Annotated in this window: 16 protein-coding genes; 13 read left to right on the top strand and 3 right to left on the bottom strand. The window is 71.7% G+C overall.

What is annotated here, in order from left to right:
- Positions 1-2 precede the first annotated feature (2 nt).
- From ygfZ to dxs, 6 genes are all read left to right on the top strand, one after another.
- Positions 3-854 (top strand): CAF17-like 4Fe-4S cluster assembly/insertion protein YgfZ, encoded by an 852-nt coding sequence (ygfZ, locus tag MFF30_RS06205; protein WP_238277850.1) that lies wholly within the window; start codon positions 3-5, stop codon positions 852-854.
- 38 nt (positions 855-892) lie between these two features.
- On the top strand, positions 893-1,513 hold the full coding sequence (locus MFF30_RS06200) for a DNA-3-methyladenine glycosylase I (RefSeq protein ID WP_238277848.1): 621 nt from the start codon (positions 893-895) through the stop codon (positions 1,511-1,513).
- A complete protein-coding gene (locus MFF30_RS06195) occupies positions 1,510-2,112 on the top strand; it encodes an HD domain-containing protein (RefSeq protein WP_238277847.1) in 603 nt (200 codons plus the stop codon). Before MFF30_RS06200 ends, MFF30_RS06195 begins: the two co-directional genes overlap by 4 nt.
- Entirely contained in the window at positions 2,112-2,645 is a 534-nt protein-coding gene (locus MFF30_RS06190; protein ID WP_238277845.1) for a tyrosine phosphatase family protein, read from the top strand. The genes MFF30_RS06195 and MFF30_RS06190 overlap by 1 nt, the downstream gene beginning before the upstream one ends.
- A gap of 181 nt (positions 2,646-2,826) precedes the next feature.
- Complete coding sequence (locus tag MFF30_RS06185) at positions 2,827-3,120, top strand: exodeoxyribonuclease VII small subunit (protein WP_238277843.1); 294 nt, start codon at positions 2,827-2,829, stop codon at positions 3,118-3,120.
- Between the two features lie 128 nt (positions 3,121-3,248).
- The gene (dxs, locus tag MFF30_RS06180) at positions 3,249-5,201 is read left to right on the top strand and encodes a 1-deoxy-D-xylulose-5-phosphate synthase (protein WP_238277915.1); all 1,953 of its coding nucleotides are present in this window, start codon (positions 3,249-3,251) and stop codon (positions 5,199-5,201) included.
- A gap of 53 nt (positions 5,202-5,254) precedes the next feature.
- Here the strand turns inward: dxs and MFF30_RS06175 are convergent, their stop codons facing one another.
- The gene (locus MFF30_RS06175; RefSeq protein ID WP_238277841.1) at positions 5,255-5,821 is read right to left on the bottom strand and encodes a superoxide dismutase family protein; all 567 of its coding nucleotides are present in this window, start codon (positions 5,819-5,821) and stop codon (positions 5,255-5,257) included.
- Positions 5,822-6,173: 352 nt separating this feature from the next.
- Here MFF30_RS06175 and MFF30_RS06170 point away from each other — a divergent pair, with 352 nt between their 5' ends.
- Positions 6,174-6,806, top strand: coding sequence for a hypothetical protein (locus MFF30_RS06170; RefSeq protein ID WP_238277839.1), 633 nt, complete (start codon positions 6,174-6,176; stop codon positions 6,804-6,806).
- A 73-nt stretch (positions 6,807-6,879) separates the two neighbouring features.
- On the opposite strand, the gene MFF30_RS06165 is transcribed toward MFF30_RS06170, so the two are convergent.
- Positions 6,880-7,236 carry a GcrA family cell cycle regulator gene (locus MFF30_RS06165; protein WP_238277913.1) on the bottom strand — a complete coding sequence of 119 codons (357 nt, stop codon included), beginning with the start codon at positions 7,234-7,236 and terminating at the stop codon, positions 6,880-6,882.
- Positions 7,237-7,525: 289 nt separating this feature from the next.
- Here MFF30_RS06165 and MFF30_RS06160 point away from each other — a divergent pair, with 289 nt between their 5' ends.
- The 5 genes from MFF30_RS06160 (at position 7,526) to MFF30_RS06140 (ending at position 11,110) form a co-directional block, all read left to right on the top strand.
- Positions 7,526-8,539, top strand: a complete 1,014-nt coding sequence (locus MFF30_RS06160; RefSeq protein ID WP_238277838.1) for an NAD-dependent epimerase/dehydratase family protein — start codon at positions 7,526-7,528, stop codon at positions 8,537-8,539.
- A 169-nt stretch (positions 8,540-8,708) separates the two neighbouring features.
- A complete protein-coding gene (locus tag MFF30_RS06155; RefSeq protein ID WP_238277836.1) occupies positions 8,709-9,461 on the top strand; it encodes an ABC transporter permease in 753 nt (250 codons plus the stop codon).
- Position 9,462: 1 nt separating this feature from the next.
- Positions 9,463-10,236: an ABC transporter ATP-binding protein gene (locus tag MFF30_RS06150; RefSeq protein WP_238277834.1), complete on the top strand. Its 774-nt coding sequence runs from the start codon at positions 9,463-9,465 to the stop codon at positions 10,234-10,236.
- A 119-nt stretch (positions 10,237-10,355) separates the two neighbouring features.
- The gene (locus MFF30_RS06145; protein ID WP_238277832.1) at positions 10,356-10,598 is read left to right on the top strand and encodes a DUF2842 domain-containing protein; all 243 of its coding nucleotides are present in this window, start codon (positions 10,356-10,358) and stop codon (positions 10,596-10,598) included.
- Positions 10,599-10,699: 101 nt separating this feature from the next.
- Positions 10,700-11,110 carry a hypothetical protein gene (locus MFF30_RS06140; protein ID WP_238277830.1) on the top strand — a complete coding sequence of 137 codons (411 nt, stop codon included), beginning with the start codon at positions 10,700-10,702 and terminating at the stop codon, positions 11,108-11,110.
- A 118-nt stretch (positions 11,111-11,228) separates the two neighbouring features.
- Here MFF30_RS06140 and MFF30_RS06135 read toward each other — a convergent pair whose 3' ends face one another.
- Positions 11,229-12,293 (bottom strand): polysaccharide deacetylase family protein, encoded by a 1,065-nt coding sequence (locus tag MFF30_RS06135; RefSeq protein WP_238277828.1) that lies wholly within the window; start codon positions 12,291-12,293, stop codon positions 11,229-11,231.
- Between the two features lie 177 nt (positions 12,294-12,470).
- On the opposite strand from MFF30_RS06135, the gene MFF30_RS06130 reads away from it, so the two are divergent.
- Positions 12,471-13,676, top strand: coding sequence for a GNAT family N-acetyltransferase (locus MFF30_RS06130; RefSeq protein WP_238277826.1), 1,206 nt, complete (start codon positions 12,471-12,473; stop codon positions 13,674-13,676).
- The last annotated feature ends 2 nt before the right edge of the window (positions 13,677-13,678 follow it).

The raw sequence follows: 13,678 nt of genomic DNA, 5'->3' as shown, positions 1-13,678 counted from the left end.
CCATGCCGATCGCCATGCTGCCGGACCGCGCCGTCGTCACCGTCTCGGGCGAGGATGCGACGAGCTTCCTGCAGGGCGTGGTGACCTGCAACGTCGAGACCCTCGAGGCCGGCGAGGCGCGCCTCGGCGCCCTGCTCACACCACAGGGCAAGATCCTGTTCGATTTCCTCGTCGCCCGCGCGGCCGACGGCTTCCAACTCGATGCCGCCGCCGATCAGGCGCCCGGCCTCGCCAAGCGCCTCGGGCTCTACCGCCTGCGCGCCAAGGTGACGATCACCCTCGACCCGACGCTGGGTGTCGCCGCCGCCTGGGACGGCGCCGAGACCGCCGCCACGGTGACGCGCCTGCGCGACGGCCGTCTCGGGGATCTGGGCGAGCGCCTGATTTTCCCCGTCGGCGCCTTCTCGGCGGATGCCACGGAGGCGGATTACCACGCCCACCGCATCGCCCACGGCATCCCCGAGGGCGGGCGCGACTTCCCCTGGTCCGACGCCTTCCCGCACGAGGCGCTGATGGACCAGCTCGGCGGAGTCGACTTCCGCAAGGGCTGCTATGTCGGCCAGGAGGTGGTCTCGCGCATGCAGCATCGCGGAACCGCCCGCACCCGGATCGTGCCCCTCGTGGCGGTCGACGGCGAGGCCCTGGAATCCGGCGCCGAGATCACGTCCGGGGCGCGTGGGCTCGGCACGGTGGGCAGCGTCGCGGGTCGGCGCGGTCTCGGCACCCTGCGCCTCGACCGCCTCGCCGACGCGCTGGCCGCCGGCGAGACCCTGCGCGCCGGCCGCACCCTGATCGGCGTCGAGAAGCCGGCCTTCGCGACCTTCGCGTTTCCGGAGGTGGTGCCAGCCGGCTGAGATCGACGCGCGAACCGCACCCGGCTAAACCCTCGCCGATGCTCAGCGATACCTCCGGCCTGATCAAACACCCCGACGGCTGCGCCCGCTGCTGGTGGGCCGGAGCGGACCCGACCTATGTCGCCTACCACGACACGGAGTGGGGTGTGCCGGAATGGGATGGCCGCGCCTTGTACGAAAAACTGATCCTCGACGGTTTCCAGGCCGGCCTGTCCTGGATCACCATCCTGCGCCGCCGCGAGGGATTCCGGCGCGCCTTCGCGGAGTTCGACCCGGAGGCCATCGCGCGCTTCACGGATGCGGATGTCGCGCGGCTGATGCAGGATACCGGCATCATCCGGAACCGCGCCAAGATCGTCGGTACGATCGCGGGCGCACGGGCCTACCTCGCCATCGAGGCGCGCGGGCCGGGGTTTTCGGATTTCCTCTGGGACTTCGTCGATGGCGTGCCGATCCAGGGGCGGGCACGGGACCGAACGGGCATCGCCACCGAGACCGAGGTCTCCCGGAAATTGTCGAAGGCCCTGAAGGCGGAGGGGTTCACGTTCTGCGGGCCGACCATCGTCCACGCCTTCATGCAGGCGGTCGGCCTCGTCAACGATCACCTCGTGGGCTGCCACCGGCACGCCTTCTGCGCCGCCCTCGGGGAAGCGCCATGAGCGGGCCGCGCGGGCGCGCCTGGCAGCGCATGCTGTCGGGCCGGCGCCTCGACCTCCTCGATCCATCCCCCCGGGACGTGGAGATCGCCGACATCGCCCACGGCCTCGCCCGCGTCGCCCGCTGGAACGGGCAGACGGCGGGACCGCACGTCTTCTCGGTGGCCCAGCACGCCTTGCTGGTGGAAGCGATCGGCGGCGACTTGACGAGCGGGCCCACGCCGGCCCTGCGCGTGGAACTCCTGCTTCACGACGCGCCCGAATACGTCATCGGCGACATCATCTCGCCCCTCAAGGCGGCCATCGGCGATTCGTACAAGGACGTGGAGCGCCGCCTCCTCACGGCGATCCGCGCGCGCTTCGCCCTGCCCGAGCCCGGCCCGGCGCAGATCGCCCTGGTGAAGCGCGCCGACGGCATCGCCGCCTATCACGAGGCGATCCGGCTCGCGGGGTTCGCGCGGGAGGAGGCGGACGCGGTCTTCGGGCCCTGCGCGGCGCTCGCGCCCGAGGCCGAGGCCCTGCTGGCACCCTGGCCGACCGATGTGGCACAGAGCCGGTTTCTCGCCCGCTTCCACGCCCTGACCGGCCCGGAACCCGCCTGATGCCCCATCTCCAGGTCTGTCCGCTGTCGCGCCTGCCCGAGACCCTCGCGGCGTCCGGCGCGCGCCATCTCATGACGCTGATGAAGGTCGGCACCGCGATCCCCCGGCCCGAGGCCATCGCCGAGGGGCGCCACTGCGTGGTCGAGGTCAGCGACATCGTGGCGCCGATGGACGGGCACGTGACGCCGGGCGAGGCGCATGTGGGCGCGATCCTCGCCTTCGCGGAGGCCTGGGATCGGCGCGAACCGCTGCTGATTCACTGCTACGCGGGCATCAGCCGTTCCACCGCGGCGGCCTACATCGCCGCCTGCGCCCTGGCGCCCGAGCGCGACGAGGCCGAGGTCGCCCGCGCGCTGCGGGACGCCTCGCCCTCGGCGACCCCGAACGCCCTGTTCGTGGCGATCGCCGACCGGATGCTGGGACGCGGCGGGCGGATGGTCGCGGCTATCGCGGAGATCGGGCGCGGTGCAGAGGCGTTCGAGGGCGAGCCGTTCCGGCTGGCGTTGACACCTGACCTTCAAATCGGCGCATAACACATTGGCGGAACGCGCTGATCCTGCGCCGGATCCATGGCGCCGCGCCGGGCGGAACGCTTGGGAATCAGGTGTGGCGCAAACGCCGCCCCGGGTCATGAAACGCCAGCCCGGCGACCGGATCGGGTTGCCGGCTTCGCGGCGACGGGCTTAGACCGTCAGAATCAAGGGGTAGTTTAGAATGAGTGTCACGCGACCCGCCGTTGCTTCGACGGGCGGTGCCGGTGAGACGGCACTCGACCTGCCGTTCGAGAAGGCCCTGGAGCAGCTCGAGGATATCGTGCGCCGCCTTGAGAAAGGCGACGTGCCCCTCGACGAATCGGTGGCGATCTACGAGCGCGGCGAGGCGTTGAAGCGCCACTGCGAAGGGCTTCTGCAGAAGGCCGAGGCCCGAATCCAGAAGATCACCCTCGGGGCCGACGGCAAGGCCGCCGGCGTGGCGCCCCTCGATGTCGACGAGGGTGTCCGCGGATGACCCCGGTTCAAAAATGTCATTGGCCGCAAGCGATTGCGCGCCTGTCTTCCCTCCGGGCGTGAGGTCGATCGGTGTCACGGCAAGAAACCACGCAAGCGGGCCCTGTCTCTTCGGAGGCGACGGCGATCCTGGACGGGCTGGCGGAACCGGCGTCGCTTCGGCTTTTGCCGGAGAGCGAGCTGCAGGCGGTGGCCGACGCGGTGCGCACGGAGATGATCGACGCGGTCTCGGTCACGGGCGGGCACCTGGGCTCGGGGCTGGGGGTGGTCGAGCTGACGGTGGCGCTGCACCACGTGTTCGACACGCCGGACGACCGCATCGTCTGGGACGTCGGGCACCAGGCCTACCCGCACAAGATCCTCACCGGCCGGCGCGACCGCATCCGGACCCTGCGCCAGCCCGGCGGGCTGTCGGGCTTCACCAAGCGCTCGGAGAGCGTCTACGACCCCTTCGGCGCGGCCCATTCCTCGACCTCGATCTCGGCCGCGCTCGGCATGGCGGTGGCGCGTGACCTCGACGAGGCCTCGGCCAAGGTCAAGGGTGCGCCGGCGGGCAAGCGCCGCAACATGATCGCGGTGATCGGCGACGGCTCGATGTCGGCGGGCATGGCCTACGAGGCCATGAACAATGCCGGCGCGCTGAAATCCCGCCTGATCGTGATCCTCAACGACAACGACATGTCGATCGCGCCCCCGGTCGGCGCCATGTCGGCCTACTTCGCGCGCCTGGCCTCCGGTGACGCCTACCAGTCCCTGCGCGAGACCGCCAAGCAGCTGGGCAAGCTGTTGCCGAAGGCGATCTACCAGCGCGCGGCGGCGGCCGAGGAATACGCCCGCTCCCTGGTGGTGGGCTCGGGCACGATGTTCGAGGAGATGGGCTTCCACTATGTCGGGCCGGTCGACGGTCACAACCTCGACCACCTGCTGCCCGTCCTCAAGAACGTGCGTGATTCCGAGCAGGGCCCGATCCTGCTCCACGTCGTCACCCAGAAGGGCAAGGGCTACGCGCCGGCGGAGGCCAGCGCCGACCGCTACCACGGGGTGGTCAAGTTCGACGTGCTCTCGGGGGTCCAGGCCAAGGCCAAGCCCAACGCCCCGGCCTACACGCGGGTGTTCGGCGAGAGCCTGATCAAGGCGGCGGATGCCGACGAGAAGGTCGTGGCGATCACGGCGGCGATGCCCGGCGGCACGGGCATCGACCTGTTCGGCCAGGCGCATCCCGAGCGCACCTTCGATGTGGGCATCGCCGAGCAGCACGCGGTGACCTTCGCGGGCGGGCTGGCCACCGAGGGCTACAAGCCGTTCGTGGCGATCTACTCGACCTTCCTGCAGCGGGCCTACGACCAGGTCGTGCACGACGTGGCGCTGCAGAACCTGCCCGTGCGCTTCTGCATGGACCGGGCCGGCCTGGTCGGGGCGGACGGGGCGACGCATGCGGGCGCCTTCGACCTGGCCTATCTCTGCTGCCTGCCGAACATGACGGTGATGGCGGCCTCGGACGAGGCCGAACTCGTGCACATGGTGGCGACGGCGCACGCGCACGACACGGGCCCGATCGCGCTGCGCTACCCGCGCGGCGAGGGGGTGGGCGTGGACCTGCCGGAGCGCGGGGTCGCGCTGCCGATCGGCAAGGGCCGGATGGTGCGGGCGCCCGAGGGGGCGCGAGTGGCGCTTCTGGCGCTGGGCACGCGGATGGCGGAGGCGCTGAAGGCGGCCGACGCGCTGGAGGCGGAGGGCATCGCGGTGAGCGTGGCGGATGCGCGCTTCGCCAAGCCGCTGGACGAGGCGCTGATTCTCGATCTCGCCGGCCGCCACGAGGTCCTGGTGACCCTGGAGGAGGGCTCGGTGGGGGGCTTCGGCGCCATGGTGCTGCACCTGCTCGCCGAGCGGGGCGCGCTGGATGCCGGCCGGGTCCGGGTGCGCACGCTGACCCTGCCCGACACCTACCAGGACCACAACACCCCGGATGCCATGTACGCCGAGGCCGGCCTCGACGCCGCCGGCATCCTGAAAACCGTCAAGGCCGCCCTCCCCGAGCGGAAGGCGCGCGGCGCCAAGCTCGTCAGCGTCGCCCAGAAATAGGCCCGTCCCGAAGATCCCGCGGAGCCGTCGGCTCCGCGGGGTGAGCCCAAACCCTACTTGATCACCGCGCAGGCGATGCGGGCGCCGGCGCCACCGATGGGCTGGGTGGTGTGATCGTCCTCGTTGGCGTGGATGATCAGGGCCGAGCCGTCCCCGTCCTTCAGGGCGCCCTCGCCCGTCAGCGGCGTCTCGCTCGACACCTCCGCGTTCACCGAACCGTCCGCATTGGCGAAGACGTTGGGCAGGTCGCCCTCGTCCGGGCCCTCGGCGTTGAGCAGGCCGTGCTTGCTCTGGTCGTGGTTCACATGGGCCTTCGACTTCTCGAACTTCGCGGTGTCCGAGCAGTCGCCCACGGCGTGGAAGTGGATGCCGTGCCAGCCGGGGGGGAGACCGCCAGGCTGGATCATCACGCGCATGACCAGGGCGCTCGCGCCGTCGCGAATCACGATCTTGCCGATGGGCTCGCCCTTTCCGTTCTGGATCGGGCTCTCGAAGGTCTGCGGGGCCGCGGGGGGCGCCGCCGGAGCCTCGGGCGCCGCCGGGGCGGTCTGCGCGAGGGCGGGATGGGCGGCCAGGGCCGTGCTCGCGGCAAGCGCGAGGACCGACAGAACACGTCTCATGGAATGGCTCTCCTCTCCACGCCGGGTCGATTGTGGAGCGTCAACGAACATGGTCCCGGGACGATCCACGGCAATGCCGCGTCCGTCGCGGACCTTTCCCACGGGCGGCCGCCGGACGCCAGCCGCCGGAGCCCGGAACGGCCCGCGCGGCCCCGCGATTCGAATCCTGCGAAGCAATCGCGGAACAAGGGCGGCGTCGTGCCCGGCAAGGATCGCCGTGCGTGGACGGACCCGTAAGATTTCCCTAAGGTTCCCAAAGATGAGGCTGGGCTTGGCCGTGATTCGCAGGGTTCGCTCGGCGAGGCGGAACACGGGTGCGGGGTCCGGCGCGGACTGCTCGTTGGAGGTCGTGATGACGTTCGCCGCCCATCGTCGCCTCGGGATCGCCGCCTTCGCGCTTGGCCTCCTGCCCCTCCTCGCGCTCCTGCCCGCCTCGGCCGAGACCGCGCCGGCCGGCCGGTCCTGGACCGATCCGCCTCCCCGCGAGTCTCACGAGATCAAGGCGGGCGAGGTCCAGGGACGCGAGACTAAGGACAAGGTCGAGGCCCCGGCCGTGTCCGGCGCGCCGGGCCCCGTGGCCGCGCCGCGCCGGTCGGTCGCCACCGCAGCCCGCCCGCGCAAGGTTGCCGCCCGTCCAGTTCCGCGCCGGGTGGCGGCGGCCCGGCCCGCGGCTCCACGCCGACCCGTCGTGGCGGCCCTGCCCCGCACCCGCGTGACCGCACCTGCCCCCCGGCCCGCCATCCGCGCGGTGACGATGCGCCCGGCCGTCGCGCCGCCGATGTCCCGCTACGGCTACGCCGTCGAGGCGGCCCCGGATCGCTCCGGCGTGTTCGTCGGCGGGCGGATGTTCGAGGACGACCGGGCGGCCCGAGTGCGCCGGGCCCAGGAGGCCGGGTACATCGTGGTCCGGTCCCGCACCGTCGAGTTTCCCGACGGCCGCCGCCTTCGCACCTACCAACCCCTCGACGAGGAGGCCGACGATTAGCCCGCGTGCAAACGAAAGCCCCCGCCGGGTCTACCGGCGGGGGCTTCCAGAGGGGTGATCCGGCGGGGTTCGATCAGCGCAGGCGGCCGGGGCGAGCCGGCTCGAACACGATGCGGCGGTGGAACGCGCACCAGCTCTTGCCATCGGGCGCCGGCGCGCCGCAGCAGACCGCGCGGTCGTTCGGCTCGCCGATGATGAACTTGCACACGAAGGCGCCGGACTGCGCGAACGGAACCCGCAATTCGGCGGAGGGCTCTGCGATCGCGTCGGCCTCGCCGACCTGTGACATGCGGACAAGCTGGTTCATGGATCGAATGGCTCGCGGACTGGTTTTTCGCGGGCGAGGGCCCACGGAAAGTTTCGGGTGAGAAGCGCGTCGTGTCCTGGCAGGCCTTCGCCTCACAGGAACCCGGCACGACACCGCGGACATTCGTGAGGCAAAACGTCGACACCGCGGGCATCTAAAGCGCGGCCGAACCAGACGCGACAGCGTCATGCTGCTGTTATATCTGGGGTTTGACCCTCGGGAAACAAGGCATCGCGCATGGGTGTGCTGCAACGCACAGACGGTCGGGCCGTCCACACCGCCGTTGGCGGGCCGCGCGCGCGGTCCGCGGCAGGCGGTTCAAGGGGATAGGCCCCGGTTTCTTGAGGTCGCGCGGCCTCGGGTGTAGTCGGGGCGCAGGCTCACCCGGTTCGCCACGGCCGCAAGGAACCCCATGCGCGTCTTCGTGACCGGCACCGCCGGCTTCATCGGCTACCACCTCGCGCGGCGCCTTCTCGACGAGGGGCATGCCGTCACGGGTTTCGACGGCTTCAGCGACTATTACGACGTTGGCCTGAAACGGGCGCGCCACGCCGACCTCGCCGGCAATCCCGATTTCACCTCCGTCGAGGCCCGCCTGGAGACGCCGGGCGCGCTGCTGGCGGCGGTCGGGGAGGCGCGGCCCGAGATCGTCGTACACCTCGCGGCCCAGGCCGGCGTGCGTTACAGCCTGGAGAATCCCGGCGCCTACGTGGAGGCCAACCTCGTCGGCACGGCGAACCTCGTCGAGGCGGTGCGGGCGCACCCGGTACGCCACCTCCTGTTCGCCTCCACGAGCTCGGCCTATGGCGGCAACACTGCCCTGCCGTTCCGCGAGACCGACCCCGCGGTGACGCCGCTGACCCTGTACGCCGCCTCCAAGCTCGCGGGCGAGGCGATGATGCATTCCTACAGCCACCTGTTCGGCATTCCGACCACCGCCTTCCGGTTCTTCACGGTCTACGGCCCCTGGGGCCGACCCGACATGGCGCTGTTCCTGTTCACGCGGAAGATCCTGGCGGGCGAGCCGATCTCGGTCTTCGCCGGGGGCGCGGCCGAGCGTGACTTCACCTATATCGATGACCTCGTCGCGGCGATCCGCGGATTGATGGACCGGCCCCCGCCTCGTCCCGGCGACGGAGAAGGCCCGGCCTGCCCCGGCGACACCCTGAGCCCGGTGGCACCGTTCCGCCTCGTCAATATCGGGGGCGGCCACCCGGTCCGGGTCGACGCGATGATCGACGAACTGGAACGCGCCCTCGGCGCCCGCGCCGAGCGCATCCTCCAGCCCCTGCCCCCCGGCGACGTGCCCAGCACCGAGGCGAGCACCGACCTCCTGCGGGCGCTGATCGGAGGGGTGCCCGAAACGCCGCTTAGGCTCGGCATCCCCGCCTTCGTGGCGTGGTACCGGGGCTATTACGGGGTTTGATTCGCGAGACCCCGCTCCGGCGAATCCTCCCCGCCAAAGCTATCTTTTCGCCAAGACCAACTCCCCTGCCGTTCCGACCGAAGCATGTCCCCCCGATGATCTCCAGATCCTTCCCGCCCCGGCGCGCCCGCCGAGACGGCCCGTTCCACGGCGTCCCGGGTGGCCGGCGATGATGGCCCTGCGCTCCACCGCCCTGGCGGCGGCCGGGCTCTTCGCCTTCCTGCTGTTCTGGGAGGCGATGCCGCGCCTCGGCCTCATCAATCCGGCCTTCCTGCCGCCGCCGAGCACGATCCCGGCGGCCTTCCTCAACGAGGTCCGCCTCGGTGTCTGGGGCGAGGCGGTCCTGTCGAGCCTCAGCCACTACGTGACCGGCCTCGGGGTCGGCGCGGGCGCGGGCATCGCGCTCGGGCTGCTCAGCGGCATGTTCCGCTGGTTCGAGGCGGCGACCGCCTGGATCGTGCGTCTGCTGCGGCCGATCCCCGGTCTCGCCTGGGTGCCGTTCGCCATCATCTGGTTCGGCGTCCAGCCGGAGGCCGCCGTGTTCATCATCGCCATCGGCGTGTTCTGGATCGTGTTCTTCGCGACGCAAGGGGCGGTGCGCGGCGTCGACCGCGACCTCGTCGAGGTGGCCCAGGCCTTCGGCTTCGGCTCGCCCTGGGCGCGGCTGACCAAGATCCTGCTCCCGGCCGCGACGCCCGGCATCCTCGTCGGCCTGCGCACGGCGCTGGGCCAGGCCTGGATGGCGGTGGTGGCCGCCGAGATCTTCGGCGTGCCCGGCGTCGGCGCCCGGATGATGCAGGCATCGAGCCTGCTCTCCACCGACATCGTCGTCGTCTACATGCTCACCATGGCCGCCCTCTACGGCCTGTTCGACACGGCCTTCGTCGCCCTCCAGGGGTGGCTCCTACGGTGGCGCGCCTGAGATGTCCGAATCGATCACCTCCGAGCCGATCATTTCCATCGCGGGCTTAAGCCTCGCCTATGAGCGCGCTGGCACCCGCAACGTCATCCTGGCGGATCTCGACCTCACGGTGGCGCGCGGCGAGTTCCTCGTCATCGTGGGCGAATCCGGTGTCGGCAAGTCCACCGTCCTGCGGGTGCTGATCGGGCTGGCCAAGCCGAGCTCGGGCACCGTCCGGCTTCGCGCCCGCCCGGATTGCCGCACGCCGATGGCCCTGGTGTTCCAGGATGCGCGGCTGCTGCCCTGGCGTCGGGTCGTCGCCAACGTCGCCTTCGGCCTCGAGGGCAGTGGCCTCTCGAAGGCCGAGCGCCTGGCCAAGGCGCAGGCCATGCTCGACCTCGTGGGCCTGAGCGATCTCGGCCAGCGCTGGCCGCACCAGCTCTCCGGCGGCCAGCGCCAGCGCGTCGCCATCGCGCGGGCGCTCGCGGTCGACCCGGACGTGCTGCTCATGGACGAGCCGTTCTCGGCGCTGGACAGCTTCACCCGCGAGGGTCTGCAGGACGAGTTGCAGCGCATCCAGGCGGCGACGGGCAAGACCATCCTGTTCGTCACCCACGACATCGACGAGGCCGTGACGCTCGCCGACCGGGTCGTCGTGCTCGCGGGCAGCCCCGGCCGGCTGGCGGCCGAGATGCCGATCACGGTGCCCCGGCCCCGGCGGCGGCGCGACGCCGCCCTCCAGGAAGCCGCCCGGCAATTGCGGATGGAGCTGTCGAACCGCTCCGCGGAACTCTGAAGGCCGGGGCCGGAACGGATCGCGGCCGGCTGCCGAAAGGGTCGCGGCCGCAGCCGTTGCCATCGGTCGTGCGGGGCTCTACCCCGCTGGGACACCCGTTCGCTTCGAGGATCAGGCCGATGCGCCGCCGCACCCGTTCGCTGATCGGCACCATCGTGATGCTGGCCTTCATCATCGTCTACGCGCCGCTGGCCATGGCGCTGGCCGACAGCCGGATCTCGCAGACGCCGGCGCCCGTGCAGGCGATACTCTACGCCCTGCTCGGCATCGCCTGGATCTTCCCCCTGATGCCGCTGATCAGCTGGATGGGCCGGAACGACGGCAGCGACGATGCCGCGAACGGGCCACCGCAGCCGCGCTGAGGCCGGGGCGCGTGGAATTCCTGGCGCGGCGTCGGTTTTTCGCCGCACTCGGGCGCCAGAACCGCCCCCTGTCATTCGTTCAGAGGCCGTCGTCCCGCTCAATGCCTTCCCTGCGCACGCATCTGCTTCTGCTCGGCTTCGTGGTTCCGGCTCTGGTCCACCTCGTCTCGGGATCGCCGGCGCAGGCCCAGGGCGCGCCCCGCTCGGTCTCGGATTGCGAGCGCCTGAAGAACGACCTCGCCTACAACCAGTGCCTCGCCATGTTCGGGCCGGCCGCCCGGAACGTCGCCAGCGGTGCCTCCACCAGCACGGCCTCGGCCGATGTCGCCAGCGCACTCGCGGCGATTCCGCAGAGCATCGCGGCGAGTGCGGCGGCCACGGGGGCGGCCATCGCCTCCATCGGGCGTCGCGGACGGCGCGGGCGTTACGCGCGCCACGGCCGCCAGAGCGCCAGCTTCGCCATCGCGGGCGGCGAGAGCCGCTCGTATCGCCGGCACCGCCGCCGGCGCTGAAGCGCCTTACGCGACCGGTCGGTGCTGAAGCGCCTTACGCGACCGGTCGGCGCTGAAGCGCCTTACGCGACCGGTCGGCGCTGAAGCGCCTTACGCGACCGGTCGGCGCTGAAGCGCCTTACGCGACGTTGAGCCTGCGGCCCCGGTTCCACGCCAGGAACGGCACGCCCGAGAGCAGGGCCGCGAGCGCGGCCTCCGTCTGGTGGTGGCCGTTCACCGAGACTCGCGGCAGTGCGTGCAGGTGGTCCGCATGGGGGCCGAAGAGGTGCCCGGGCCGGGTCGTCACAGCCGTGGCGAAGCCGAGTTCGTGTGCGAGGGCGAAGTCGCGCGGGCCGGCCGAGGTCGGGTCGCCCACCGGGTAGGACAGGTGCGTGACCGGGCGCCCGAGTTCGGCCGCGATCCGCGCCCGCCCCTCACCGATCTCCCGGCGCGCGGCCGCCGCGCCATGCTTGGCCAGCATCGGGTGGCTGATCGTGTGGGCGCCGAAGGTCACGAGCGGGTCGCGGCCGAGGTCCCGCAGGTCGGACCATCCCAGGCAGAGGTCGCCGGCCATGCGCCCGGGCGCGAAGCCAGCCTCCGCGCAGAGATCCGCGATCACCGCCAGGAGGCGCTCCTCCGGCCCGGCCCGGAGGGCGCGGTAGACCGCCTCGAAGGCGGCCGATTTCCCGGGCGCGTCCCGGGCCGGCAGGTCGAGTCCGGCCTCGGGCACCCGCACCCGGTCGAGGCGGGCGATCGCCGCCTCCAGCTCCAGCCACCACAGCCGGCCCCGCCCGTCCGCGAAGTCGCTGGTCACGAACAGCGTCCAGGGCGCTCCGTGACGCCGCAGGATGGGGGCCGCATGCTCGGCATTGTCGCGGTAGCCGTCGTCGAAGGTCAGCACGACGAACGGGCGGCCCCCGCCCGCGAGGCGTTCCGGCAGGGCGTCGAGGCCGATGATCTCGAATCCGCGCCGCCGCACCATCGCGAGGGTCCGGTCCAGGAAGTCCGGGGTGATCGCCAGCAGCGTGTTGGGGGCGTAGGCGCCGGGCGCGCCGGGGCGTACGTGGTGGAAGGTCAGGATCAGGCCGCGTCCGCGCGCCAGCGACCCCATCCACAGGTCCGCCCGGCTCGCCGCGATGGCGCGAAAGCCCGCGGCGAACAGGCGGTGCCGACGGCTCAAGGGCGGTGTCTCGGGGCCGGGCATGGTGAATCCTTCCGTGAGCGGCCGCAGGAAACCACGGCAACCGGCAAGGTTTCGTTACCCACGCGCGCAGAGAGGCCGGGCCCGTCGCCCCCGCGTCACCCGGCGATTAAGGGGTCGGACGGCAGGAAGGACGGACAGGGTCGGCCGGGGGATTCGCTGGCCGCGAGGGAGCATGGCATGGCTGTTCTTGCCCACGAGGGAGTCGGAAGCGGAGTGATGCACGCGCGGCTGCAGGGCGGCTTCAGCGCCGAAGTGTTCGACGACCTGGCCTCCGTCGAGGCGCTGTGGCGCGGCATGGAGGCGGATGCCGCGGTGATGGGCACGCCCTATCAGCGCTTCGACTGGGTTTCGGCCTTCGCCGCCGCACGGCCCGGCGCCGACCTGCAGATCGTCGTCCTGCGTGACGCGGGCGGGCGCCCGCGTGTGCTCCTCCCCCTCGTGGTCGCCCGCGAGGGCGGGGTACGGGTGGCCCGCGTGGTCGGCTGCAAGCACGCCAACTACCACATGCCGCTCTTCGCCTCGCGCGAGGCGGCCGCGATGCGGCCGGAGGACCTCATCGAGCATCTGCGGGTCTTCGGCTGCGGCGCCGGCATCGACGTCTTCGCCCTCTCGCACCAGCCCCGCTTCTGGGACGGGGCCGCCAACCCGCTCGGCGCCCGTGCCGAGCGCGCGGCGAGCGACGCTTACGGCCTGATCCTCGGTCCCGATCCGGAGTCGACGGTCAAGCGCGTGTTCAGCGGCGATGCGCGCAAGAAGCTTCGCTCGAAGGAGAAGAAGCTCGTCGAGGCCTTCGGGCCCGTCGCCTGCCGGCGCGCCGGCACGGCCGAGGAGGTCCGGCACTACCTGTCGGCCTTCTATGAGCAGAAGGCGCAGCGCTTCGCCGCCATGGGCGTCGCCAACCCCTATGCCGACCCCCTGATCCGGGCGTTCCTGGCGCGCGGCACCGCGCTCGAGCCGGGCACCGACCCTGCCATCGAGGTGACGGCCCTGGTGGCGACGCGAACCGACCGGGTCTTCGCGGTCTTCGCCGGCGCCGTCGACGGCCAGCGCTACAGTGGCATGATGACGTCCTTCGACGCCGACCCGTTGGTCAGCCGGTCGAGCCCCGGCGACATCCTGCTGCATCACCTCATTGCCGACCAGACCGCCCGGGGCCGGCGCGCCTTCGACCTCGGCGTCGGCGAGGCCCGCTACAAGGCCAGCATCTGCGACGAGACCATCGAGCTGGGGGAGACCACCATTCCGGTGACTCTGCGCGGCCACCTGTTCGCCCTGCGGGCGGTTGGGACCGCCCGGCTCAAGCGCCGGATCAAGCGTGATCCACGCCTGATGGCGCTGGCGCGGCGCCTGCGTCGCCGGGCCGTCGCACCGGCGGCCGAATAGCC

The organism is Methylobacterium goesingense (assembly GCF_022179225.1).
In the GTDB taxonomy this organism is placed as follows: Bacteria; Pseudomonadota; Alphaproteobacteria; order Rhizobiales; family Beijerinckiaceae; genus Methylobacterium; species Methylobacterium goesingense.
This window is presented reverse-complemented; position numbering and strand designations above follow the sequence as displayed.

Coding starts and splice junctions, on each gene's coding strand:
- ygfZ (WP_238277850.1), top strand. CDS start 3: ATGCCGATCGCCATGCTGCCGGACCGCGCCGTCGTCACCGTCTCGGGC.
- MFF30_RS06200 (WP_238277848.1), top strand. CDS start 893: ATGCTCAGCGATACCTCCGGCCTGATCAAACACCCCGACGGCTGCGCC.
- MFF30_RS06195 (WP_238277847.1), top strand. CDS start 1,510: ATGAGCGGGCCGCGCGGGCGCGCCTGGCAGCGCATGCTGTCGGGCCGG.
- MFF30_RS06190 (WP_238277845.1), top strand. CDS start 2,112: ATGCCCCATCTCCAGGTCTGTCCGCTGTCGCGCCTGCCCGAGACCCTC.
- MFF30_RS06185 (WP_238277843.1), top strand. CDS start 2,827: ATGAGTGTCACGCGACCCGCCGTTGCTTCGACGGGCGGTGCCGGTGAG.
- MFF30_RS06175 (WP_238277841.1), bottom strand. CDS start 5,821: ATGAGACGTGTTCTGTCGGTCCTCGCGCTTGCCGCGAGCACGGCCCTG.
- MFF30_RS06170 (WP_238277839.1), top strand. CDS start 6,174: ATGACGTTCGCCGCCCATCGTCGCCTCGGGATCGCCGCCTTCGCGCTT.
- MFF30_RS06165 (WP_238277913.1), bottom strand. CDS start 7,236: ATGTCCGCGGTGTCGTGCCGGGTTCCTGTGAGGCGAAGGCCTGCCAGG.
- MFF30_RS06160 (WP_238277838.1), top strand. CDS start 7,526: ATGCGCGTCTTCGTGACCGGCACCGCCGGCTTCATCGGCTACCACCTC.
- MFF30_RS06155 (WP_238277836.1), top strand. CDS start 8,709: ATGATGGCCCTGCGCTCCACCGCCCTGGCGGCGGCCGGGCTCTTCGCC.
- MFF30_RS06150 (WP_238277834.1), top strand. CDS start 9,463: ATGTCCGAATCGATCACCTCCGAGCCGATCATTTCCATCGCGGGCTTA.
- MFF30_RS06145 (WP_238277832.1), top strand. CDS start 10,356: ATGCGCCGCCGCACCCGTTCGCTGATCGGCACCATCGTGATGCTGGCC.
- MFF30_RS06140 (WP_238277830.1), top strand. CDS start 10,700: ATGCCTTCCCTGCGCACGCATCTGCTTCTGCTCGGCTTCGTGGTTCCG.
- MFF30_RS06135 (WP_238277828.1), bottom strand. CDS start 12,293: ATGCCCGGCCCCGAGACACCGCCCTTGAGCCGTCGGCACCGCCTGTTC.
- MFF30_RS06130 (WP_238277826.1), top strand. CDS start 12,471: ATGGCTGTTCTTGCCCACGAGGGAGTCGGAAGCGGAGTGATGCACGCG.